Here is a 21,719-nt window from a genome sequence, read left to right on the forward strand (position 1 = left end):
AAATCATCGACGGCGGCAGCGCGAGGATGGCGAAGAACCATTATCGAATCCCTCAGACGATCCGTTCCGGATGGGAGTACGCATTCAGGGAGGTCCCGCGGCTGAAGCCCACCAGGGTCATCCCCACCGATTCGGCGAGCTCGACGGCCAACGAGGAGGGTGCGCTCACGGCGGCCAGGGCCGGAATGCCCGCCAGGTACGCCTTCTGCACCAGCTCGAACGAAGCCCGGCCGGAGACCTGCAGCACCGTTTGGGCAAGCGGCAGCCGTCCCTCGCGCAACGCCCAGCCCACGACCTTGTCGACCGCATTATGCCGGCCGACGTCTTCACGCAGGCAGAGCAGTTCGCCATCGGCGTTGAAGAGACCTGCCGCGTGCACGCCGCCCGTCCGATCGAAAACCTTCTGCCGCTTCCGCAGGTTGTCCGGCAGCCCGGCCAGCACCTGCACCCCGATCTGCAGCGGATCTGTGTCGATCGCAAAACGGGACGTCTTCCGCACAGCATCAATGGACGCCGTCCCGCAAATGCCGCACGAGCTGCTGGTGTAGACATGCCGCTCCAGACTGGTATCCGGCGGCGCCACACCTGGAGCAAGCTGGGCCTCGATGACGTTGAACGTTTGCCGTCCGGTCTCGTCCTCCCCGGCGCAGAAACGCATCGTCGAGAGCTGTTCCGCTTCGGATATGATCCCCTCGGAGACCAGGAAACCGGCCACCAGATCGAAGTCGTCGCCCGGCGTACGCATGGTTACCGAGAACGGTGTGCCGTTGACGCGGATCTCCAGCGGCTCCTCCGCCGCCGTCGTGTCCTCACGGGTGCGCACCGGGCCTCCGACGGTGAATTTCGTGACCTTTATGCGCTGTGTAACTCTGCCCATGTTTCCTCCGTCCGGGCCAATAATGAAACTCTACCGGCCACCGGCGCGGTCGGTTACTCGGTCGGGATCTTCCACGGCAACGGGACCGTTGTCACGCTCTCGCCCGCCGTCAGCCCGTCCGCCGGAACCACCATGACGCCGTCGGCCGTGGCCAGCCCCCGCATCATCCCGGAGCCTTGCCAGTTGGAAGGCACGGCCATGCCATCCTCAAGCGTGAAGGAGATCAAACGGTCGCGGCCCGGCATTCCCGGCATGTCCTGGCCGGCGACGACGGCACCGAGCAGCGGCTGCGGCGCACCCTGGATGCCGGCCAACAGCGGACGGACCAGTGTCAGGATGGTCATCATCGCGGCGAGCGGATTACCCGGCAATCCCACGATGTAGCGCCCGTCCGGCAGCCTGGCAAGCAACCCGGGATGGCCCGGACGGATCGAGAGCCCGTCAATCAGGATCTCCGCCTCCAGCTCCGTCAACGCCGCCCGCAGATGATCGGCATGCGAAATACCCGTTCCGCCGGTGGTGATGACGACGTCGGCTCCCCCCTCGCGGATTGAGGCGACGTTACTGGCCTGCCCCGCCAGGGCCTGGACCACATGATGCAGGTTGTCCGCGATCCGGTGCTGGGCCACCACATGGCCGCCCAGCATGCTGATGAAGGAAGGCAGCTGTGGTCCGAAGGTGTCCCGGACCTGGCCCGGTTCAGGCCGTCCTGAATCGACCACCTCATCACCTGTCAAAACAAGCGCAACCTGTGGCGCCCGCAGGACCGGCAGGTCATCATGGCCGCAAACGGCCGCGAGGGCAACGTGGGCCGGTGACACCACCGTGCCGGCGGTCAGCACCGTCTCCCCCTCGTAAGCTTCTTCCCCGGCCGGGCGGATGTGCTGGCCAGGTTCAGGTTCGCCGGGCCTGGCCTTCTCGTTCACGGACAGCTTCGCGTTTTCAATCCGGGCATGCTCAGCCCGCAACACCGACGTCGTCCCACCCGGGATCAGGCCACCGGTCACGATCGAACAGGCCTGTCCGGATTCCAGTTCCTGCGCATACTCGCGCAGCTCCCACGGACCGCGTCCGCAGACGGCCCAACCATCCATCGCCGCGGAGTCGTAATGCGGCACCTCCATCAGCGCCAGCATGTCCTCCGCGAGGGTGTGGCCGATCGTCTCGGCAAGCGGGAGGGTCTGCGGAACCTTCGACTCCGGCAACTGGAACGCAAAGTTGAAGGCATCGGTCCAGTTCGGTTGCACCAAATGTTCAGCCATCAGGGCTTCCTCCCTTCCGGCGTGCCGCCGCCAAATGTGGCCTGGACTGCCTCCTGCGCCTGGGCAGCGGAGGCGTCCTCTCCCGCTGTATCGAGCCCGCTTCCGTCTCCAGCGCCTTCTCCACGCCCGGCGTCGGCCCCACTTCCACGTTCGCCAGCGTTTGGACCGCCTCCGGCACCCGGCCCGCTGCCGCCGTCGTCGTCCTGCTTTGCTTCACGCACCAGCCGGCGCGCAACTTCACTGGCGGAGCGGATCGCGACGTCGTCCGAAGCCTGTCCGGTGGCCGATGCACAGCCGGCGGCATAACCGACAATGAAGGTGGTCAGCGGAGCCGCGGGCCGCACCACCGCATGCGCCGCCTCGCCGGCAAGGGCCAGCACCTCGTCAATATCGACCTCGAGTCCCTGCAGTTCCAGTGCTTCTATCAATTTCCGGCACCACGGTTCAAGAATCTGTTTCTGGTCAGTCAAGGCCCATCTCCTTTTGCTTGCACAGCCGCTGCCGGTTGCTGGACAGCTTATGCCGGACCGTCGATGCCGAACGTCCGCGCATCGTCCCAGGTGTCGACGTCGCGGGTAGCGGGCGCGGCAACGGTGACCGGCACTACCTGCAGACTAGCAACCAGCCGGAAGACTGACATCCCTGTGACGCCGCCGCCTTCGCGCCGCTGCCGCACAGCCTCCGTCAGCGCGGACCTCTTATACAGTGCAGCGAGCGGCTGCAGCTTGCCCATTTCGTCCTGCGCCATCACACCGTCCGCACCGGAGGTCGCCGCGCCCTTTTCGGTCCGGGCCAGCGACGCGGTTGCCGTCAGGAGATACTGCATGGCGGTGCGGGCGTAGGGCATATCGCAGGCCAAAACGGCGGTATATTCAGCAGTGCTGCCGGCCAGTGCATCCACTCCCGCGGCGATGGCGGAGGCAGGACCGGAAAACGGTGGATCCTCCCGGGCACACCGCACGCCCTCCGGCAGCTCATCAGCAGAAAAGGGACCAACGACGACGACGGTGCCGGCCCCCTCGACGGCGGCCAGGGTGCGCGCAAGGAGCGTGCCGCCGTCGAACATCAACGACGCCTTGTCCACGCCGCCAAGGCGGGACGAACGGCCCCCGGCCAGGATGATGGCGTCGAAGTCGACGCTGTCGACGGGGTTACGCGGCATTGGGGCTACGCTGCATTATTAAGGAATTCCGTCCATTGTGGAGCCGGCCGTTCGAGCTCCTTGATCCGCCAGCGGGATCCGCGCGGGGGTTTCGGAAGCACCCGCAGCTCCCATCCCATCTCGCGGAGAGTGTGATCGTCTTTGGCATTATTGCAGCGCAGGCAGCAGGCGACGAGGTTCTCCCAGGTTTCGGCTCCGCCGCGCGACTTGGGAACAATGTGGTCAATGGTGCTGGCCGGCTTGCCGCAGTAGCCGCAGAGGTGGTTGTCCCGGCGGAGGACTCCGCGGCGCGTTACCGGGGCACCTTCGCGGTAGGGAACCTTCACGTAGCGATTGAGCAGGATGACGGAAGGCCGGGCCAGGATTTCGTTGGGCCCCACAACGGGATCGCCTGCCTCGGCAATAATGCTCGCCTTGCCGCCGAGCACAAGAACGATCGCCCGGCGGAAGGTGACAACCGCCAGCGGCTCATATCCAGCATTGAGAACGAGTGTGCGCATGCACATACCTCTTCGCGCCGGACCTGCGGCCACTGCACCGGTTGTGCCGGTTCAGTGCCCGCGGGTCTTGGATCAACAAGCCAAGAGTAAACGAGATCTGACCCGGTGTGCCAGTTATTCACCGCTGCGGCACGACCGAGGCCCGGCGGAAGCGGCGACGGGGGCCGCCGCGAGCCATCGGAGAAACGACGAAAGGCCCCCGCCGCAGCGGGAGCCTTTGCCTTTAATACTGTCCGGTCAGGACGGGATCCGGTGGAATTAGCCGTTCACGTGAATGTAAACCGGGCCGGAGCCGACATTGACGGAAGCCAGAACGGTCTTGCCGCCTTCCCAGCCGCCATGGACGGCCTGGCCGTTCCCGACGTAGACCGCGATGTGGGCCATGCCCATGCCGCCGTCCGCGTAGTAGACCAGGTCACCCGGCTGGGCCTGCGAGGCGCTGACCTGGGTGCCGAGGGAGAAGTAGGAGTCCGGCCAGCCGTGGTGGTTGATGCCGACGGCGGCGAGGGCGTTGGTGACCAGCATGGTGCAGTCCTGGCTCACGCCGAGCTGCGCGTACGCAGCGGAGGCAATCCCCGCGGCAACTCCGCTGGAGGAAGGAGCCTTCTGCTGCGCGGGCTCCGGCGTCGACTTGGCGGCGGGCTGCGTGGAAGCGGTGCTTGCCGTGTCTGCGGTGGCAGCGGGCGCAGGCTCGCTCTGGGCAGGTGCTGGTGCTGGTGCAGGAGCCGGCGCCGGGGTCTCCACGGGTTCCGCGACGACGGGCTCGACGTCGTTGGACTGCGGGGCAACAACCGGTTCCGGTGCTTCCACGACCGGAGCGGGGGCCGAGCGGACATCCGGACGGTCGAAGGAGATCTTCGCGGCAGCGGGAGCGTTCACCTGGATGGCGGAAGCGGTCTGGATCTGCAGTTCCGAAGCCGCCGAAGCCTCGCGGTTGATGTCTCCCTGGGCAGCGGTCGCGGAAACGCCGGTGACTAGGACCATTCCGGATGCAGCAGCGACGACAGCGGCCTGGCGGCCCATGCTGCCGGCGTTGGAGCTGACCGCCTTGGCGATGCTGCTCAGTGCGGTGGGTTGGGCCGGTGCCCGGTGGCGGGCAATGGTTGCGCTGGTCGACATTGTGGAATGCGCTCTCTTTCGATTTCTAGCTGGTCACAGCCTGCGGATACTAATGGCGGTGGAATTGCAGCGGGCCACCGTTCCCGTCGAAGCTTTTGGGGCCCTACGGGAGGGTGTAGAAACCCGAGACCGGCATGGCGCTGACCGAGTGGAGCTGGGTGCCGTCGCTGGGGTTCAGGGCCGAGATCATCTGGCCATTGCCGACGTAGATACCGACATGTGAGCCACCACTCTGCACCACCAGGTCGCCCGGCTTCGGGTTGCTGGTGGGAGTCATGACCGACCACTGGTTGGTGCGGGGAATGCTCAGGCCTGCCTGGGCGTAGGCCCACTGCACGAAACCGGAGCAGTCCCAGCCGGCGCTCGGGCTGGTTCCGCCGTAGACGTATGGGTTGCCGACTCCGGCGTAGGCCGCGCCGGCAACGCTCGAGTTACCGGCCGAAACGGCTGCAGCGGGATCGGGCTTGGGCTCAGGCTTGGGAGCCTCTTCCACCACGGGTTCCGCAACAGGAGCAGGCGCTTCGACGTCGATGGCGGCGGCTGGTTCTGCGGTTTCGGTGGACTGGACGCTCACCTCGACGGGGGCGGCGGGAGCTGCCGGAGCGGCTTCGGAAGTGACGGAGGCACGCTCGAAGGAAATCCTGGCATCGGCCGGGACGCTGACGTCCACGGTCTCCGGCTGGGCTGCGGTGACAGCGGTGAAGGCGTTCGCTTCGCGCTCGGCGCCGGAAGCCTGCGCCGGCACTCCAACGGTCAGGACCAGACCCGAAGCTGCGGCGATAACGGCTGCCTGGCGGCCCATGGATCCGGCGTTGGATGACACTGCCTGCGAGATTACCGCAAGCGGATTACTGCGCACCCGGGCAGCACGATGGCGGCCCAAAGTAGAGCTTGAAGACACGTCTGTAGCCTCTCCCATAGCCTGCGGGGTGAGCTGTCGGATTCGGATGGGAGTCACCCGGCCGCACGGCATCAAGGGAAAAATTCCTCGTGACGCCGGTACGGCTTAACCCCTAGGACTTCTTGCGAAGCCCGATAATGGTTCCCCCGCCTCTGCCAGACGAATAAGTTGCGAATGGACCTTGGCACAGTGGCAGAGTTAGGCAATCTGTCCAAGGGTGCCAAACCCCTCTGGAAATTGGCACGAGTAAGACGGTACCCCAGTTCGAGATCGATGTCACGCTGAGGTCACGGGGAGGTGTCATTTCGATACATCCCGGTAACGGCTGCCCTCAGGTCGGCCGGGAGTAACCGCTGGTCAGAGGGCGGATACCGTGGCAGGAGTGGGCTAAAAAAATAAATCGGACATTATCTCCGTGTCGGCGCATCCCGGGCATGTTGCGCCTTAAAGCCGAATGCACCGCCGGACAAATCCGACGGTGCATTCGAGAAGGTTCCGGCGGACCGGTTCCTGCCTGTGAAGGCTGTCTTACATGGTGTAGAAGCCCATCACCGACATGGCGCTAACGTCATGGACGAGAGTGCCCTGGCTCGGGTTCAAAGCGCTGACCATCTTGCCGCCACCGATGTAGATGCCGACGTGGCTTCCACCGTTCTGGACGACAACGTCACCCGGCTGCGGGTTGCTGGTCGGCGTCATGGAGTGCCACTGGTAGGTACGCGGCAGGTCAATGCCGTTCTGGGCGTAGACCCACTGAACGAAGCCTGAGCAGTCCCAGCCGGCGCTCGGGCTGGTGCCACCGTAGACGTACGGCGAACCAACCATGGACTGGGCGGTGCCGGCGATTCCTGCGGTGGAGACGGACGCTCCAAGCGCCTGAACCCCTCCGCTGGAGGCCGTGCTCAATCCGGTGGTGTTATCCGGTGCGGCCGGAGCCGGCGCCGGCGCAGGGGCCGGAGCGGGAGCAGGTGCCGGTGCCGGAGCAGCCGCCTGGGCGGGTGCCGGAGCAGGTGCAGGTGCCGGAGCCGGGTTGCCCGCCAGCTTAATAGTATCGCCCGGGTAAATGACGGAGTTCCATCCGAGGCCGTTGAGCGAGAAGACTGTCTGCAGGCTGACGTTATTGGCTGCAGCGATCTTTCCCAGCGTGTCACCGGACTTCACGGTGTAGGAGCCCGAGGTGGAAGCGCTGGTGGAAGCCACTGCCGAACCTGAGAACTCAATGCTGTCGCCGGGATAGATGACCGAGTTTGCACCGAGTCCGTTCAGCGAGAACAGTGACTCAACGCTGACGTCATGCTGAGCGGCGATTTCGCTGAGCGTGTCGCCCGACTTGACGGTGTGCTCAGCGGCATTTGCCGGAACGGCAAGGCCGAACATCATGCCGGATGCGGCAGCAACCACTGCTACCGGACGGCCGATGGCGCCTGCATTGGAGGAGACCGCTTTGGAAACGGACTTCATGGGGCTGACCGGAGTCGCGCGGTGGCGAGCAAGGTTAGGATTTTTGGACACGTTGATTGCCTCTCCCAATGCCTACGGAGTTAGCTGTCGGGTTCGGATGGGAGCCACCCGGACGTATAGGCGCACTACAACGTGCACGCTACCTATGCGTCTTAACCCCAAGGACTTCTGACGAAGCCCGCTATTTGGTTCCCCCGCCCCTGTCAGATGCTGTTGCGAACGGACCTTGCGACAGTGACAGGGTTAGGCAATCTGTCCAAGGGCGCCGACGCTACTGGAAGCCGGCACGCGGATCAGCCTACATCACGGAACGGTAACTTGTCACACTTCGGTCACGACACGCCGATTCGCGGCGTTTCGCCCCACCGCGGTGCTATGCGCTCCGCCCGGTTACAGCCATCCAAGTGGGTCGACAGTCTGCCCGTTGACCACGACTTCAAAATGCAGGTGACACCCGGTGGACGCTCCGGTGGTACCGCTCACTCCGACGGTCTGCCCGCGGGAAACGGACTGGCCAGCGGAGACAGCAATAGAGGAGAGATGGTTATAGGTGGTTTCGAGTCCACCGCCGTGGTCGACGACGATGCGGTTACCGCCGCCGAAGGGGTGCCAACCCGCTTCCTTGACGACGCCCTCGGCTGCCGCGGCAACCTCAGTACCGCAGGCAATGCCGAAGTCCTGGCCGGTATGCATTTCCCCGGCAAAACCGGTGATTGGACTTGTCCGGTAACCAAAACTGGAGGTCATATTCGAAGCTGGTACGGGCATGTCGAGGCTTCCCTCGGAAGCGGCCGGTTCGGCTTCGCCTGCGGCCGCGGTCATCACGCTGGCCAGTTTTTTCTCGGGATCAAAACTGCTGGTGACATCGGAACGGACGAAGGAAACGGTGGCGTTGTCGGAAGCCTTTACCGTGGATACTCCATTCGAATCCGGCGATGTGGTTGCGGCAGCGGATGCCGTCAGTGTCTTCTGTGCTCTCTGCGCTTCTGCCGGCTCACCGGCGGCGGTCACTGTCGCCGTCGGAACCGCCACTGCCATTGCCAGCCCGGAAGCGGCGACGACGATGGCCGCCTTCTGCCCCACGCCACCCATGGCCTGGGTGGCCGCCAAAGAGATTTGTCCCAGCTGGTTCCGGTTGCGCCGTGCAGCGCGATGGGCATCCCTAGGGCGCGACTCCACAACGGAAGCGGACGCGCGGCGGCGCCCGTGTAGCTTATGCCTCGACAAAGCTGTTCCTCTCGTACCGGCCTGCGGAGTTAGCTGTCGGATTCGAGTCTGAGAGCGACTCGGCCCGCGCTAAACGCACAGCCCAGTACCGCCTTGCGGTTCAGGATGCGCGTTCTGCCGGGCTTCACCCCAAGATGCACCTGCTGATTCCAGCTGGAATCCGCAGTTCTGCACCGATTGGTGGGTCCCCCGCCCCTGCCGTAATGATTGGAAGCTGATCCGCCGGCAGGGTTCGGCATACAGATCAGCTGACGCTTTACGGATCAGCGCCAGTGATCAACTATAGGGCTTCAAATCCGAAAGAGACACTTCCGTTATTGAGTGTTGTGGATAACAATCCGTCAGGACATGGAGACGAAAATGTGCGCGGCGACTTCAGGAGGGAGTTCCAGTGCACCCTCGATTCCCGGCACGCGCACGGAGATGTAGTCGCCGGCCCGCTGCAGGGTGATTTCGGCACCCGGGTGCAGGCCGCCGTCGTCGAGTTGCCCCAAGAGTTCCGGCTCCACCTGGATGGGCTCGGAGAGCCGGCAGATGACCACCTTGGACTCCGGCGTATAGCGCGGCATGGCGTCCAACAGGGTGATGACACCATCCGAAAACGCGCCGGCCGTTTGCCCGCCGAGGGCCTCGAGACCCGGAATGGGATTGCCGTACGGAGACTCGGTGGGCCGCTCGAGTAAGTCGTAGAGCCGCCGTTCAACCCGCTCACTCATGACGTGCTCCCAGCGACAGGCCTCATCGTGGACATAGGCCCAGTCCAGACCGATCACGTCAAAGAGAAGTCGTTCGGCGAGCCGGTGTTTGCGCATGACGCCGACGGCGCGGCCGCGGCCCTGTTCGGTTAGCTCAAGGTGGCGGTCGCCGGTCACGACCACCAGGCCGTCGCGTTCCATCCGGCCGATCGTTTGGGAGACAGTGGGGCCGGAATGGCGGAGGCGTTCGGCGATGCGGGCACGCAAGGCGATGATGCCCTCTTCCTCCAGCTCAAGGATGGTCCGCAGATACATTTCGGTAGTATCGATCAGATCGGTCACAGAGGGCTCCTTGGACGCTGCCAGAAAAAAGACTTGCCCCCTACATTAGCTTATTTGGACAGAGTACAGATAATTGCGCGAACAGTGTGGATGCGGCGGGGGCGGCCGCAATAACACTGTCACGGTTTAGCCGCCGTTGCCGCCGTGGGGCAGAATAATCAGACAACATCACCGCCAGGCGCAGGTCTGCGCCGTGCCCCAACATCCTGGAGTCTTCGACGTGAACGAGACCACGAACTTGAACATCCCGCGTGATTTGCTGCCTAAGGACGGCCGCTTCGGTGCGGGACCGTCGAAGGTCCGCACGGAGCAGATCCAGGCCCTGTCAGAGGCCGGAAGCACACTGCTGGGAACCTCGCACCGGCAGGCTCCGGTAAAGAATCTGGTCGGCAGCGTCCGCGAAGGCATCAGCCAACTGTTTCAGGCGCCGGACGGCTACGAGGTGATTCTCGGCGTCGGCGGTTCAACTGCTTTTTGGGATGCCGCCAGCTTCGGTTTAGTGGAGAAAAAGGCGCAGCACCTGTCCTTCGGCGAGTTCGGGTCCAAGTTTGCCGCCGCGACGGACAAGGCCCCGTTCCTCGATCCTTCCTCGATCATCGAGTCCGCCCCGGGAACCCGTCCGGTTCCGCAGGCCGGGGCCGGCGTAGACGTCTACGCCTGGCCGCAGAATGAAACCTCGACGGGTGTCGCCGCTCCGGTGCACCGCGTCGACGGCGCCGACAACGGCTCGCTGGTGCTGATCGACGCGACGTCCGCCGCCGGCGGGCTGGATGTCGATGTCAGCCAGTCCGATGTGTATTACTTCGCACCGCAGAAGAATTTCGCCTCCGACGGCGGCCTGTGGCTCGGACTGTTCTCGCCCGCCGCGCTGGACCGGGCTGCGAAAATTACCGCGGATGGACGATGGGTTCCGGACTTCCTGAACCTGTCCACCGCCATCGACAATTCACTGAAGAACCAGACCTACAACACGCCCTCGATTGGCACGCTGGTGACGCTTGATGCGCAACTGGAATGGCTGAACGGCAATGGCGGTCTGGCTTTCGCATCCGAGCGCACGGCCGATTCGGCGGCGCGGTTGTACAACTGGGCGGAGAATTCACCGTCAGCCAGCCCATTCGTGGCCGACCCTGCCGACCGGTCCAATGTGATCGTCACGATTGATTTCGACGACACGGTTGACGCTGGCGCCGTCGCCAAGGTGCTTCGGGCCAACGGCGTCGTCGATGTTGAACCGTACCGGAAGCTGGGGCGGAACCAACTGCGCGTGGCCACGTTCGTGGCGATCGAGCCCGACGACGTCTCCGCGCTGATCAACTGCATCGACTATGTGATCGAGAACCTGCGCTAACGGCCCCAGAAAACCGGCAGGAACCTAACTGCCGTCGTAGGAAATATGCAGTTTCCGGGATGCCGAGCGGTCGAAATGGATCCGCAGGTGTTTGGTGCGGGTGATCCAGACCAGCCCGACGGCGGCTGCCACCAGTCCTGATGCCGCAGCAACGCCGAGCGCCCATCTCGGTCCGAGGACATCGGCGACGACGCCAACAATAGGAGCGCCGATCGGTGTGCCGCCCATGAAGATGGCCATGTACACCGCCATCACGCGGCCGCGCATGACCGGATCCGTCGTCGTCTGAACGTAGGCGTTGGCGCTTGTCATCAGGGTCAGCGCGAAGAGGCCGACGGGGATCAGGGCGATGGCAAAGACCCAATAGTTCGGGGCCAGTGCCGCGAGTCCGCAGGCCAGACCGAAGGCTCCCGCAGCGCCGAAAATGAACCGCAGCCGGGGCCTGTCCCGCCGTGCCGCCATCAGCGAACCGACGACCGATCCGACGGCCATGACCGAGGAGAGCAGGCCGAAAGCGTCCGCCCCTTCGCCGAATTCGGTCCGCGCCATCGCGGCGATGAACAGGGCGAAATTGAGGCCGAACGTGCCGACGATGAAGATCGCGGTCAGCACCACGATCAGGTCGGGCCGGTAGCGGATGTAGCGGAACCCCTCCCGGATGCGGCCTTTGCCTTTGGGTGACTTCGGCAGCTTCCGCAGGGACGCCGAGCGGATCTTCAACAGGGCCGTAATCATGGCCAGGAAGGTGAACACATTGATGATGAACACCCAGCCTGGTCCAACCGCCGCCGTCAGCAGACCTGCGATCGCCGGGCCGAACATCCGCGCCCCGTTAAAGGAGGCGCTGTTCAGGGCGACGGCGTTGGACAGGTAGTCGTCGCGGACCAACTCAGAGACGAAAGTCGTGCGGGCAGGTGCATCGATCGCCGCAACGAGTCCGAGCGCCAGCGCAAACCCGTAGACGTGCCACAGTTCGGCGGCGCCGGTGATTACCAACAGCCCGAGGGCCAGCGCCAGGAAGGCCATCGAGGACTGTGTTATCAGGACGAGTTTCTTGCGGCTGAACGTGTCGGCGATCAAGCCCGACCAGGGAACCAGCAACAGCTGCGGGCCGAGCTGTAGTGCCATCACGATTCCCAGTGCCGACGCGTTCTGGTCGGTCAGTATGTCGTACACCAGCCAGTCCTGGGCTGTGCGCTGCATCCAGGTGCCGATGTTCGACACCAGGGCGCCGATGAACCAGATGCGGTAATTGAGGATGTGGAGGGAGCGGAACATGGCTGTCCGTACCCTCCTCTTCCGTCAGCCGCAGCGCCCCGGCGGGGGCAGTGCCGCCCTCAAGGACCGGCGTGCTGCGTCAGTTATTTATCTGCAGATTGGCTCTCTTGTTTATTGTTGGCGTCCTCTTGGGCCTGGTCCGCCTCTGCCTGTTGTTTTTCCTCGGGCCGGATCCGCTTGGCCCACGGAACCCATTCCGGCGCCAGCACTGAACGTTCCGATGGCAGCAGGCCCACTTCGGAAACGGTGGCGACCTTGCCACGTGGCACCCGGGTCAAGACGGCGAACCACTGCCAGCCGTTATAACCGGGCAGGTACGACTCGAACAGGTGGGTCACGACGCGATCGTCTTCGGCCTTGACCCCGGCGTGTTCACCAATCTGGTCTTCCGGCGCGACTTCCAGCAATGCTTTACGTGCGACGTCGATGTCGGCGGCCAGCAGCGCGTCAAGTTTTGGCGCACGACGGCGTTTGGCCGGCTTGGCAGCTTCGGCTTCTGCATCCGAATGCTGCTCAGAGCCTTCCTTGGCTGTTGCCGTTCCGTCTTGGGCTTCAGTGCCACCGACGCCATCACCTTCAGCACCGTCGTCGCCCGTTGCAGGTACGCCGGCTTCCGCACTCTCTTCCGCGGCAGCCTCTTCAGCAGCCGCGGCGTCTTCTGCAGTCTGCACGGCGCGGGCGCGTTCGGCAGCTTCCGGATCGGCCGGTGTGTCCAACTCCACCGCTGCCAATTCCGGCTGCCCGGTTTCCTCCGCCGCTGCTTTCCTCGCTGACCTTCTCGCCACGAGTTTCTTAAGCGTCCAGATCATCCGCTACAGCACGCAGCAGTGAGGCGACCTTATTGGCCACCTTCTTTTCCGGATACCGTCCCTTGCGGAGGCCGTTGGACACGCCATCCAGCAACTTGATCAAGTCCTCGGTAATGAGCGCCATGTCGTCGGCAGGCTTGCGGTGAGCCCGCACCACCGACGGCGGCGTATCAAGAATCCGCGCCGACAACGCCTGGGCTCCCTTGCGGCCGGCGGCTACACCGAACTCCATCCGGGTGCCTGCTTTGACCTCGGACACGCCTGCCGGCAGGGCCGAAGCGTGAAGGAAGACCTCTTCACCGTCTTCTGCCTGCAGGAACCCGAAGCCTTTCTCCGTGTCGTACCACTTAACCTTGCCGATGGGCACTTGAAACCTCTTCGCTACTCATAAGTTTGTGTACCTATAGGTTATCCCGGCGTGTCCAATCGGCTGTGTTGTTTCACATACAGCGAAGACCGCGCCGCATTCCCACGTTCCGTCTTGATACTTTTTAACCATGATGCCCGCTTCCAGTCCGAACCTGCCCGGAGACAACGCCGGCGGCTCCTCTCCCGCGCTGCTCACCGCCGTCGCCCTTGCCGCCGTGTCTGTCCTTTGCCTTGCGATCGTGGTGGCTATCAATCTCAGCGGTGGTACGGCCTGGGCGGTTTTCTCCTGGATCCCGATGATCGGCCTGCCCATCGCCTTCATCCTGATGCTGGCTCTCATCATTTCCGCCGTCCGGAACCGCCGCCAGGGCTGATCCACCGCAGCTTCTGCACAAGCGGGCAGAACGGGCCGCCCGTATCGGGGTAACGTTAATCTGATGTCCTCTATCCGTGCGTTGGCCGCAGATTTGACGGGCCGCAGTGATGATTCGCTGCGGACGCTTTTCGCCGCCCGGCCGGATCTGATCTCCCCGCCGGTGCCGGATTTCGCCGCCTTGGCCGCCCGGGCCTCCACCCGCGTCAGTGTGCAGCGGGCTCTGGAGAATCTCACACTCCCCCAGACCCGCGTGCTGGAAGCCGTCCATCTGGTCACCGACGAGGACACCGGTGTCACGACCTCGGCGGCAGGGCTCAAGCCGGTGATGGCCGGTTCCAACCAAAAGGTCCTCGAAAGCATCCTCGGTGAGCTTCACGACCTCGCCCTGATCCACCGGGCCGAACCAGACGGCAAGTCGCGCAAGCGTTTCTACCTGCCGGTTTCCAGTCTCAAGGACGTCGTCGGCCCGTATCCGCTCGGGCTGGGCCGCAGCTTTCAGGGCCTCGCCTCGAGCCAACCATCCTTCGGCCAGCACATCGTCGAACTCGCGGGCGAACTGCGCCAATATGGTTACCCGGTCGGGCCGGCGGCAACCTCGAACGAAGCTGCCGATGCCCTGCAGGATTGGGTGTGCAATCCGGCGCATTGGGACTCTCTGATGGCCGAAGCTCCCGAGCAGACGGCCGACCTGCTCGCCAAGTTCCGCCGCGCCGCCGTCGGAGCCGTCCCCGATGCATCGCGCCGGGTTTCGGTCCTGGCCCAGCCCGACGACGCCGGCCCCCTCCAATGGTTGCTGGCCCGTGGACTGCTGGTTCCTCTCGATGCCGAACATGTGGAACTTCCCCGCCCGGTCGGCCAAGCCGCGAGGGGACACGTCCTGGTGGATAATCTGCAGCTTCAACCCCGCCCCGCCGAGCTGTCCACCGTGAGCGCCGCCCGCCGGGACAACGCCGCCTTCGCGTCAGCGGCCGAGGTGCTTCGGGTCGTGGCGGAACTGCTCGGGCAGCTGGAGGACCACCCGCTGGCAACCCTCCGTTCGGGCGGGATCGGCGTCCGCGAGATCCGGCGGCTCAGCGAGCGGCTCCGGATCGAGGAGCGCGAGGCCGCCATGACGCTGGAACTGGCCTCGATGGCGGCACTGATCGATCTGGATCCTGATACCTCACAGTGGATGGCAGGCACTCATGCGGCCGAGTGGATGGGCCTCCCCCGGGCCGAACAGTGGACGCAACTGCTCACCGGCTGGCTGGTGGCCGGACGGGCGCCATCATTAGTCGGCGAGCCGCTGCCGACCGGCGCCGTGATCAACCCACTGGCCGCCGAAGCCGCCCGAGCCGAGGCGCCGATCGTCCGCCGTCGCACGCTGGAGGTACTGTCTGAACTGACGGCTGAAGCCGATAGCGGTGGAAGTCCCCCGGTCCTCGACGAGGCGGCCGTCTTCACCCGCCTGATCTGGCATCAACCGAGGCTGCAGCGCCGGTTCCGCCGCCTGGTGCCCGGCATTCTGCGCGAGGCGGAGCTGCTGGGGCTGACCGGCTCGGGTGCGCTTACCGACGTCGGCCTTGCCACCGCCCGCGGCGACCTCCGGGCAGCCGCCGAACAGCTCGACGCGTCGCTGCCCAAACCGCTGGACTACGTCCTCCTCCAGGCCGACCTCACCGCCGTCGCGCCCGGCTATCTGGAGCCCACACTCGCCCGCGAGCTGACCCTGCTGTCCGACGCGGAGGGCCAGGGTCCGGCCACCACCTACCGCTTCTCCGCCGCCTCCATCCGCCGCGCCCTCGACGCCGGCCGCGACGGTGCCGCCATCCTGCGCTTCCTGGAAAAGCACTCAGCCACGGAAGTCCCGCAGCCGCTGGTCTACCTGGTAACGGACACGGCCTCCCGGCACGGCACGCTTCGGGTCGGCGCGGCCGGAAGCTACCTGCGCAGCGAGGACGAAGACACCTTGGCTGTGCTGCTCTCCAGCAACCACGCTGCCATGCTCGGGTTGCGGCAGATCGCGCCCACCGTCGTCGTCAGCCGTGCCAGTGCCCGGGAAGTTGCCGTGGTGCTGGAGGAGCTCGGGCTGGCCCCCTTGATAGAGCACGACGACGGCGGCGCCCCTGCTGGGCGGCGGACCTCGGGTGGGCGAGGGACTGGGTCCGCTGGTGGCGTGAGCGGCGGGACTACCTCAGCGAGAACTGGGCCCGGCCGCCAATCGCATGGTGCCATCGACGATGCCTCGCCGAGAACGGTGCCCGGCCGCCAGACCGGTGCTGAGCACCACCGTTTTGGCGGGTCAGGACCGTTCTCGGCGGGCGGGGCCAGCGGTGAGGCGGGCAATGCAGAAGCGGACGCGCAAATCACCAGACTGCGGACGGCGGATCCCGGCCGGTCGGCCTCGACGGGGGAAAGCGGCCCGCTGATCAGTATGGAAACGCTGAACAAGGCCATCCGGCTCAAGAGCGAAGTCTCGATGGGTATCGTGGACGGCCAAGGGAATCACCAGCGGGAGCGGCTTGTTCCACTCTCGGCAGGGGGCGGCCGCGTGCGGGTATACGACCCGGCCCACGAGATGGAGCGCGTCATCTCCATTCACCGCGTCATGGACGTTGAACTAGCAACCGAACCGGAGACCCGATGAGCGACGGACCACTGATCGTCCAAAGCGACAAGACCATCCTGCTGGAGGTCGACCACGAGCAGGCCACCGAAGCCCGCCACGCGATCGCCGCCTTCGCGGAGCTGGAACGCGCGCCCGAGCACATGCACAGTTACCGGCTCACTCCGCTCGGACTCTGGAACGCCCGGGCCGCGGGGCTCGACGCCGAACAGGTGCTGGACACCCTGCTGAAGTACTCGCGTTTCCCGGTGCCGCACTCGCTGCTGCTGGACATTGAGGAAACGATGTCCCGCTACGGGCGGCTCTGGCTGGAGAAGGACGAACAGCACGGTCTGGTGATGCGCACCAATGACTACCCCGTCCTCGAAGAGGTCATGCATGCCAAGAAGATCGAGCCGCTGCTGGGCCCGCGGATCGACGCGAACACCGTCGTCGTGCATAATTCCGAACGCGGCCAACTCAAGCAGCTGCTGCTCAAGGTCGGCTGGCCAGCCGAGGACTTCGCCGGCTACGTCGACGGGCAGCCGCATCCGATCGAGCTGGACCTGACTGACTGGCAGCTCCGCCCGTACCAGAACCTCGCGGTGGAGAACTTCTGGGCCGGCGGTTCCGGCGTCGTCGTCCTCCCCTGTGGCGCGGGCAAAACCTTGGTGGGTGCGGGAGCCATGGCAACCAGCGGTACGACGACGCTGATCCTGGTCACCAACACCGTTTCGGCACGGCAGTGGAAAGACGAGCTGCTCAAGCGCACCAGCCTGACCGAGGATGAGATCGGCGAATATTCCGGCACGGTGAAGGAAGTCCGCCCGGTGACGATCGCCACGTACCAGGTGATGACCAAGAAGCGCGGCGGGCTCTATCCGCACCTCGAGCTGCTGGACGCGAACGACTGGGGCCTGATCATTTATGACGAGGTCCACCTGCTGCCGGCACCGATTTTCCGGATGACAGCGGACCTGCAGGCGCGGCGGCGGCTCGGGCTGACCGCCACGCTGGTGCGCGAAGACGGCCGCGAAGGAGAGGTGTTCTCGCTGATCGGGCCCAAGCGCTACGACGCCCCATGGAAGGACATCGAGGCGCAGGGTTACATTGCTCCGGCGGACTGCGTGGAGGTGCGCGTGGATCTGCCGCGGGATGAGCGGGTCGCCTACGCGATGGCGGAGGACGCGGACAAATACAGATTATGTTCGACGTCGGAAACCAAGACTTCCGTAGTGGAACAGCTGGTGGCCTCGCACACCGGGGACCAGCTGCTCGTGATCGGACAATACATCGACCAGCTCGACGAGATCGGCGAAAAACTGGACGCACCGGTGATCAAGGGCGAGACTCCGGTGAAGGAACGCCAGCGGCTGTTCAGCGCCTTCCGGGCCGGCGAAATCCAGACTTTAGTGGTCTCGAAAGTGGCGAACTTCTCCATCGACCTGCCCGAAGCCTCTGTGGCGATCCAGGTCTCGGGGTCCTTCGGCTCACGCCAGGAGGAGGCCCAGCGTCTCGGCCGGTTGCTTCGGCCCAAGGCCGACGGCCGGTCCGCCCGGTTCTACACCGTCGTCGCCCGGGACACTCTGGATCAGGAGTATGCCGCCCGGCGCCAGCGTTTCCTCGCAGAGCAGGGCTACGCGTACACGATTATGGACGCGAAAGACATCGCCGCGGCTTAGGCGCCTCGGCTGACAACCGCCATCACCCGAGGCGATTGAGGTGAAGCGGGGGCGGAGCTGAGGGCGCAGGACCAGCTGGCGGCCAAGGCGGAATGTTGCCGGTCCTGCGCTGGTCAGCGCATGCCGCTGTTCCGGTACATCTGCAGCTGAATCTGGTCCCGCTCACGTTCCAACCGGGCGATATCCGGCGATCCCTGATGCTGCGCGACGAACGCCACCAGCCGATGGGACCGTCCGGTAATGCCGTGAATGGCCCGCCGGATTTTGTGGTGTGCCTGGTCTGCTGCTTCGATCACGTCCTGGACGTCAATGATCGGAGTCTCCACTGGGGCGGACACCGGAATGGGCTGGCTCAGCCCGACGACGGGAGACTGGTTGTCCTCCATGATTCAGCCCTCCTGGGACATAAATGGCAAACGGATTCACTACCAACTGTGGGGCTTTACCATTGGCGTGATCATGAGACCGGTGCCCTATTTTTCAGCGGAAGCAGCCCCACTCCGATCGAGCCATGGGACTTGAGTCCCGTCGCTGTTCAGCGCCCGCCCAGACCGGCGTCACGGGCAAGGATGACGGCCTGGGCCCGGTTGGTCACTGCGAGTTTTTCGAAGATATGCGTGATGTGGTTCCGCACCGTTTTGGGACTGATCACCAGCTTGCGGGCGATGTCCGCATTGTCCAGTCCGGCCGCCACCAGTTCCAGCAACTGACGTTCCCGGGTGGTCAGCATGGCCAGCGCCCTCGGAACGTGTGATGGCTCGGTGCCAAGGAAGTCGCCCACCGCCGCCAGGAACTGCGGCCATGCCGGTTCGTGGGAGAGCAGCACATGGTTCCGGCTGTCCAGCGACACAAACGAAGCACCGGGGATCAGTGCCGCCACCTGGTATCCATTCTCCATCGGCACCACGGCGTCATACCGGCTGTGCAGCACGAGCGTTGGAACATCAAGGCATTGAGCCTGGCCGGTGACGTCGATATCGTGTCCTACACGCATCGACCGTACTGCTGCCGCGGCCGTGGCGGAATGGCGCTGCAGGTCATTAAACCACTGGTACTGCTCCAGCGACGCATCCGGCATGAACCGCGCCGTCCAGAGCTGCCGGATGGCCGGATTGTCCTCGCCCCAGGATATTTCCATCAGGGTCTGCAAGGCTTCCGTCTCCTGCCGGCTCTTGACAGTATCCGCGCGGCGGGCTCGTCCCAGGAGGAACGTCCCATACAACACGAGAGCGGTGACCTTCTCTGGGTGGCGAAGCGTATATTCAATCGCGACCGGGCCTGCGTTCAATATCCCCAGCAGTGGAAAGCGGTCCAGCCCGGCCGCGTTGATTACCGTTTCCAGATCATTGACCCAGACGTCGAGGGACACATCGTTCTTTCCCGCTGAAGAGAGCCCGGTTTCCCTGCTGTCATAGCGGATCATCCGGTGCGATCGACCCAGATCCTCCAGCCAGTGGTGCCAGACGGGGCTGTCCCACTCATACTCAAGGTGCGTCAGCCAGTGCCCCACCTTGACCAAGGCAGGCCCATGTCCGTGAACGGCGTATGCAATCCGCGCGCCGTCCGGGGTGGTGGCAAAACGGATTCTCTGATTCGATACCAAAAGACACCTCTGACGCCCGTTCTTATGCTACTCGCACGTCCGGCCGTCAGGCCCTGCTGTACCGCACCAAATTTTCCCCCAGCACCGTACTGAATTATCTGCCCGCTGCGGCTGCGATCCGCCCGACGGCCTCCGTGAGAATCTCCGGCGAGGTCCCGAAGTTCAAGCGCGCATGCCCTGCCCCCGCAGGACCGTACCGTGGCCCCGGACCGAGGGCGACCCGGGCGTTTTCCAGGATGTGCACCGCCGGATCATGGCCCCAGTCAAGCCGTCGGAAGTCCAGCCACGCCAGGTAACTGGCCTGCGGAGGTTCGTAGCCGACGTCGGGCAATTGCTCCTTGATCAGGCGTTGCAGGAGCGAGCGGTTCGCATCAAGTGTGAAGATCAGGTCGTCCAGCCACGGGCCGCCGTGTTCGAAAGCGGCGGTGCTGGCCAGGATCCCAAACAAGCCCGTCCGGTACTGGATGGCTTCCGGAAGCCGGCGGACGACGTCGGCGTTGGAAGCGTTGGCGGTGACGACGGCGGCACATTTGAGACCCGCGAGATTCCAGCCCTTGCTCGCGGAGATAAAGGAAAAGCCTTGCTCCCGGGCCGTCTCCGACACGGTCAGGAACGGCACGAAACTGCTTCCCGGCAGCACCAACGGCGCGTGGATTTCGTCACTGAGGATGTAGACGCCGTAGCGGTGCGCCAGCTCAGCCAGCAACTCCAGATCCTCCCGTCCATGCTGCAGGCCGACGGGATTCTGTGGATTGCACAGTATGTAGGTCTTGAGTCCGGCCGCAAATGCCGCTTCCAGACCCTCAAAATCGAGCCGCCAACCGCCGTTGTCCTTCGATAGCGGTACATCGACCGTTCGCGAGCCGACTTCGTTCAACCAGTCGTAGAACGGCGCATAGACCGGCGAGCTGATACCGACCTGATCACCGGGCCGGACGATTAGACGCAGCACTTCGACGACGCCGACGCCCACGTCGGGTGCCACCGCCACCTGTCCGGGGTCGATCCGCCAGCCCCAGCGCCGGTCGGCAAACCCGCTCAGTGCCAGCGGCAGCTCCGGATTAGGCGGAACATATCCGGTGTCGGACCGTTGCACAGCCGCGGTCAGTGCAGCCGCCACCGGCTCGGCGAGCGCGAAGTCCATCTCGGCCACCGGCAGCGGCAGGACGTCGTCGTCGAACGTACTCCATTTGGCGCTGTGCCGGCGGCGGAGCACCGGTAGGGAATCGACCGGAAGCAAGGGCATGTCGCTGCCATCCTTTCCAAGAGCGGGCCGGAAGCACGGGGGCCGTGCAGGCTTTCCCTCACTGTATCGCCACCGGAACGCCTGGCATTATCGGGGCGAGCCACCACATCCGCTCCCAATGTGTTCCCAGCAAACACACAGACTCGCCGTGCAGGATGGAATTGTGAAGAGAACTGACACTGAAGCAAAACTGCTGGTTGTAGATGATGAGCCCAACATTCGTGAACTGCTTGCCACCTCGCTGCGTTTCGCCGGTTTCGACGTCGTTGCTGCCGCCAATGGCCGCGACGCCCTCACCGCTGTCGAGGAGCATAACCCGGATCTCGCCGTCATGGATGTGATGCTTCCGGATATGGATGGCTTTACCGTCACCCGCAAACTCCGCGCAGCAGGCCGGCATTTCCCGGTCCTGTTCCTGACAGCCAAGGATGACACCGAAGACAAGGTCACCGGACTGACGGTTGGTGGTGACGACTACGTAACCAAACCGTTCAGCCTCGACGAGGTCGTGGCCCGCATCCGAGCGGTCCTGCGGCGGACCGCACCGCTGGAGGAAGACGACGCCATCATCCGCGTCGATGACCTTGAACTCGACGACGATGCCCACGAAGTGCGCCGTGCCGGCGAGAACATCGACCTCTCCCCCACCGAGTTCAAATTGCTCCGCTACCTGATGCTGAACCCCAACCGGGTGCTCTCGAAAGCGCAGATCCTCGACCACGTTTGGGAGTACGACTTCAACGGAGACGCATCCATTGTCGAATCGTATATTTCCTACCTTCGGCGGAAAATCGACGCCCATCCTGATGCGCCGGCTTTGATCCAGACCAAACGCGGGGTGGGTTACCTGTTGCGGACGGCCGAGAAGCGCTAAG

At 64.5% G+C, this 21,719-nt stretch carries 21 protein-coding genes and 3 riboswitches; of the genes, 5 read left to right on the forward strand and 16 right to left on the reverse strand.

Annotated elements, in window-relative coordinates; translation table 11 throughout:
- Positions 1-52: 52 nt before the first annotated feature.
- The 10 genes from fdhD to ACX80B_RS15270 all read right to left on the reverse strand — a co-directional run bounded on the left by fdhD (position 53) and on the right by ACX80B_RS15270 (position 9,546).
- Complete coding sequence (gene fdhD / locus ACX80B_RS15225) at positions 53-877, reverse strand: formate dehydrogenase accessory sulfurtransferase FdhD (RefSeq protein ID WP_459297659.1); 825 nt, start codon at positions 875-877, stop codon at positions 53-55.
- 53 nt (positions 878-930) lie between these two features.
- The gene (locus tag ACX80B_RS15230; RefSeq protein ID WP_459297661.1) at positions 931-2,139 is read right to left on the reverse strand and encodes a molybdopterin molybdotransferase MoeA; all 1,209 of its coding nucleotides are present in this window, start codon (positions 2,137-2,139) and stop codon (positions 931-933) included.
- Positions 2,139-2,609 carry a DUF6457 domain-containing protein gene (locus ACX80B_RS15235; protein ID WP_459297663.1) on the reverse strand — a complete coding sequence of 157 codons (471 nt, stop codon included), beginning with the start codon at positions 2,607-2,609 and terminating at the stop codon, positions 2,139-2,141. Before ACX80B_RS15235 ends, ACX80B_RS15230 begins: the two co-directional genes overlap by 1 nt.
- Positions 2,610-2,656: 47 nt before the next feature.
- Positions 2,657-3,301 (reverse strand): molybdenum cofactor guanylyltransferase, encoded by a 645-nt coding sequence (mobA, locus tag ACX80B_RS15240; RefSeq protein WP_459297665.1) that lies wholly within the window; start codon positions 3,299-3,301, stop codon positions 2,657-2,659.
- Positions 3,302-3,306: 5 nt separating this feature from the next.
- The gene (locus ACX80B_RS15245) at positions 3,307-3,801 is read right to left on the reverse strand and encodes an HNH endonuclease (protein ID WP_459297667.1); all 495 of its coding nucleotides are present in this window, start codon (positions 3,799-3,801) and stop codon (positions 3,307-3,309) included.
- A 258-nt stretch (positions 3,802-4,059) separates the two neighbouring features.
- Positions 4,060-4,920, reverse strand: coding sequence for an NlpC/P60 family protein (locus tag ACX80B_RS15250; RefSeq protein ID WP_459297669.1), 861 nt, complete (start codon positions 4,918-4,920; stop codon positions 4,060-4,062).
- Positions 4,921-5,023: 103 nt separating this feature from the next.
- Positions 5,024-5,821 carry a C40 family peptidase gene (locus ACX80B_RS15255; RefSeq protein ID WP_459297671.1) on the reverse strand — a complete coding sequence of 266 codons (798 nt, stop codon included), beginning with the start codon at positions 5,819-5,821 and terminating at the stop codon, positions 5,024-5,026.
- A 4-nt stretch (positions 5,822-5,825) separates the two neighbouring features.
- A riboswitch (cyclic di-AMP (ydaO/yuaA leader) is annotated at positions 5,826-6,018 on the reverse strand.
- Positions 6,019-6,349: 331 nt separating this feature from the next.
- Positions 6,350-7,282: a C40 family peptidase gene (locus ACX80B_RS15260; protein WP_459297673.1), complete on the reverse strand. Its 933-nt coding sequence runs from the start codon at positions 7,280-7,282 to the stop codon at positions 6,350-6,352.
- A 59-nt stretch (positions 7,283-7,341) separates the two neighbouring features.
- Positions 7,342-7,532, reverse strand: a riboswitch (cyclic di-AMP (ydaO/yuaA leader).
- Between the two features lie 140 nt (positions 7,533-7,672).
- Positions 7,673-8,461, reverse strand: a complete 789-nt coding sequence (locus tag ACX80B_RS15265) for a M23 family metallopeptidase (protein WP_459297675.1) — start codon at positions 8,459-8,461, stop codon at positions 7,673-7,675.
- Positions 8,462-8,512: 51 nt separating this feature from the next.
- A riboswitch (cyclic di-AMP (ydaO/yuaA leader) is annotated at positions 8,513-8,757 on the reverse strand.
- 93 nt (positions 8,758-8,850) lie between these two features.
- A complete protein-coding gene (locus ACX80B_RS15270) occupies positions 8,851-9,546 on the reverse strand; it encodes a metal-dependent transcriptional regulator (RefSeq protein ID WP_459297677.1) in 696 nt (231 codons plus the stop codon).
- 220 nt (positions 9,547-9,766) lie between these two features.
- Between ACX80B_RS15270 and serC the strand changes: the two genes are divergently transcribed.
- Positions 9,767-10,897, forward strand: a complete 1,131-nt coding sequence (gene serC / locus ACX80B_RS15275; RefSeq protein WP_459297785.1) for a phosphoserine transaminase — start codon at positions 9,767-9,769, stop codon at positions 10,895-10,897.
- A 24-nt stretch (positions 10,898-10,921) separates the two neighbouring features.
- Here the strand turns inward: serC and ACX80B_RS15280 are convergent, their stop codons facing one another.
- From ACX80B_RS15280 to ACX80B_RS15290, 3 genes are all read right to left on the reverse strand, one after another.
- Positions 10,922-12,175 (reverse strand): MFS transporter, encoded by a 1,254-nt coding sequence (locus ACX80B_RS15280; RefSeq protein ID WP_459297679.1) that lies wholly within the window; start codon positions 12,173-12,175, stop codon positions 10,922-10,924.
- 83 nt (positions 12,176-12,258) lie between these two features.
- Positions 12,259-12,960 carry a DUF3027 domain-containing protein gene (locus tag ACX80B_RS15285; RefSeq protein WP_459297681.1) on the reverse strand — a complete coding sequence of 234 codons (702 nt, stop codon included), beginning with the start codon at positions 12,958-12,960 and terminating at the stop codon, positions 12,259-12,261.
- Between the two features lie 7 nt (positions 12,961-12,967).
- Entirely contained in the window at positions 12,968-13,351 is a 384-nt protein-coding gene (locus tag ACX80B_RS15290) for a cold-shock protein (RefSeq protein ID WP_459297683.1), read from the reverse strand.
- 130 nt (positions 13,352-13,481) lie between these two features.
- On the opposite strand from ACX80B_RS15290, the gene ACX80B_RS15295 reads away from it, so the two are divergent.
- The 3 genes from ACX80B_RS15295 (at position 13,482) to ACX80B_RS15305 (ending at position 17,995) form a co-directional block, all read left to right on the forward strand.
- Positions 13,482-13,727 carry a hypothetical protein gene (locus tag ACX80B_RS15295; RefSeq protein WP_459297685.1) on the forward strand — a complete coding sequence of 82 codons (246 nt, stop codon included), beginning with the start codon at positions 13,482-13,484 and terminating at the stop codon, positions 13,725-13,727.
- A 63-nt stretch (positions 13,728-13,790) separates the two neighbouring features.
- Positions 13,791-16,355, forward strand: coding sequence for a helicase-associated domain-containing protein (locus ACX80B_RS15300; RefSeq protein ID WP_459297687.1), 2,565 nt, complete (start codon positions 13,791-13,793; stop codon positions 16,353-16,355).
- The gene (locus ACX80B_RS15305) at positions 16,352-17,995 is read left to right on the forward strand and encodes a DNA repair helicase XPB (RefSeq protein WP_459297689.1); all 1,644 of its coding nucleotides are present in this window, start codon (positions 16,352-16,354) and stop codon (positions 17,993-17,995) included. Before ACX80B_RS15300 ends, ACX80B_RS15305 begins: the two co-directional genes overlap by 4 nt.
- Before the next feature lie 113 nt (positions 17,996-18,108).
- Here the strand turns inward: ACX80B_RS15305 and ACX80B_RS15310 are convergent, their stop codons facing one another.
- From ACX80B_RS15310 to ACX80B_RS15320, 3 genes are all read right to left on the reverse strand, one after another.
- On the reverse strand, positions 18,109-18,381 hold the full coding sequence (locus ACX80B_RS15310; RefSeq protein WP_459297691.1) for a hypothetical protein: 273 nt from the start codon (positions 18,379-18,381) through the stop codon (positions 18,109-18,111).
- 149 nt (positions 18,382-18,530) lie between these two features.
- Positions 18,531-19,598: an alpha/beta fold hydrolase gene (locus ACX80B_RS15315; RefSeq protein ID WP_459297693.1), complete on the reverse strand. Its 1,068-nt coding sequence runs from the start codon at positions 19,596-19,598 to the stop codon at positions 18,531-18,533.
- Positions 19,599-19,692: 94 nt separating this feature from the next.
- On the reverse strand, positions 19,693-20,844 hold the full coding sequence (locus tag ACX80B_RS15320; protein ID WP_459297695.1) for a MalY/PatB family protein: 1,152 nt from the start codon (positions 20,842-20,844) through the stop codon (positions 19,693-19,695).
- Between the two features lie 118 nt (positions 20,845-20,962).
- Between ACX80B_RS15320 and ACX80B_RS15325 the strand changes: the two genes are divergently transcribed.
- Positions 20,963-21,718, forward strand: coding sequence for a response regulator transcription factor (locus ACX80B_RS15325; RefSeq protein ID WP_459297697.1), 756 nt, complete (start codon positions 20,963-20,965; stop codon positions 21,716-21,718).
- The last annotated feature ends 1 nt before the right edge of the window (position 21,719 follow it).

Source organism: Arthrobacter monumenti, assembly GCF_054511255.1.

Excerpts from the sequence above, each read along its gene's own strand:
- ACX80B_RS15305 (WP_459297689.1), top strand. The coding sequence starts at position 16,352 with ATGAGCGACGGACCACTGATCGTCCAAAGCGACAAGACCATCCTGCTG.
- ACX80B_RS15310 (WP_459297691.1), bottom strand. The coding sequence starts at position 18,381 with ATGGAGGACAACCAGTCTCCCGTCGTCGGGCTGAGCCAGCCCATTCCG.
- fdhD (WP_459297659.1), bottom strand. The coding sequence starts at position 877 with ATGGGCAGAGTTACACAGCGCATAAAGGTCACGAAATTCACCGTCGGA.
- ACX80B_RS15295 (WP_459297685.1), top strand. The coding sequence starts at position 13,482 with ATGATGCCCGCTTCCAGTCCGAACCTGCCCGGAGACAACGCCGGCGGC.
- ACX80B_RS15250 (WP_459297669.1), bottom strand. The coding sequence starts at position 4,920 with ATGTCGACCAGCGCAACCATTGCCCGCCACCGGGCACCGGCCCAACCC.
- ACX80B_RS15320 (WP_459297695.1), bottom strand. The coding sequence starts at position 20,844 with ATGCCCTTGCTTCCGGTCGATTCCCTACCGGTGCTCCGCCGCCGGCAC.
- ACX80B_RS15280 (WP_459297679.1), bottom strand. The coding sequence starts at position 12,175 with ATGTTCCGCTCCCTCCACATCCTCAATTACCGCATCTGGTTCATCGGC.
- ACX80B_RS15245 (WP_459297667.1), bottom strand. The coding sequence starts at position 3,801 with ATGCGCACACTCGTTCTCAATGCTGGATATGAGCCGCTGGCGGTTGTC.
- ACX80B_RS15300 (WP_459297687.1), top strand. The coding sequence starts at position 13,791 with ATGTCCTCTATCCGTGCGTTGGCCGCAGATTTGACGGGCCGCAGTGAT.
- ACX80B_RS15260 (WP_459297673.1), bottom strand. The coding sequence starts at position 7,282 with ATGAAGTCCGTTTCCAAAGCGGTCTCCTCCAATGCAGGCGCCATCGGC.
- ACX80B_RS15230 (WP_459297661.1), bottom strand. The coding sequence starts at position 2,139 with ATGGCTGAACATTTGGTGCAACCGAACTGGACCGATGCCTTCAACTTT.
- mobA (WP_459297665.1), bottom strand. The coding sequence starts at position 3,301 with ATGCCGCGTAACCCCGTCGACAGCGTCGACTTCGACGCCATCATCCTG.
- ACX80B_RS15325 (WP_459297697.1), top strand. The coding sequence starts at position 20,963 with ATGTGTTCCCAGCAAACACACAGACTCGCCGTGCAGGATGGAATTGTG.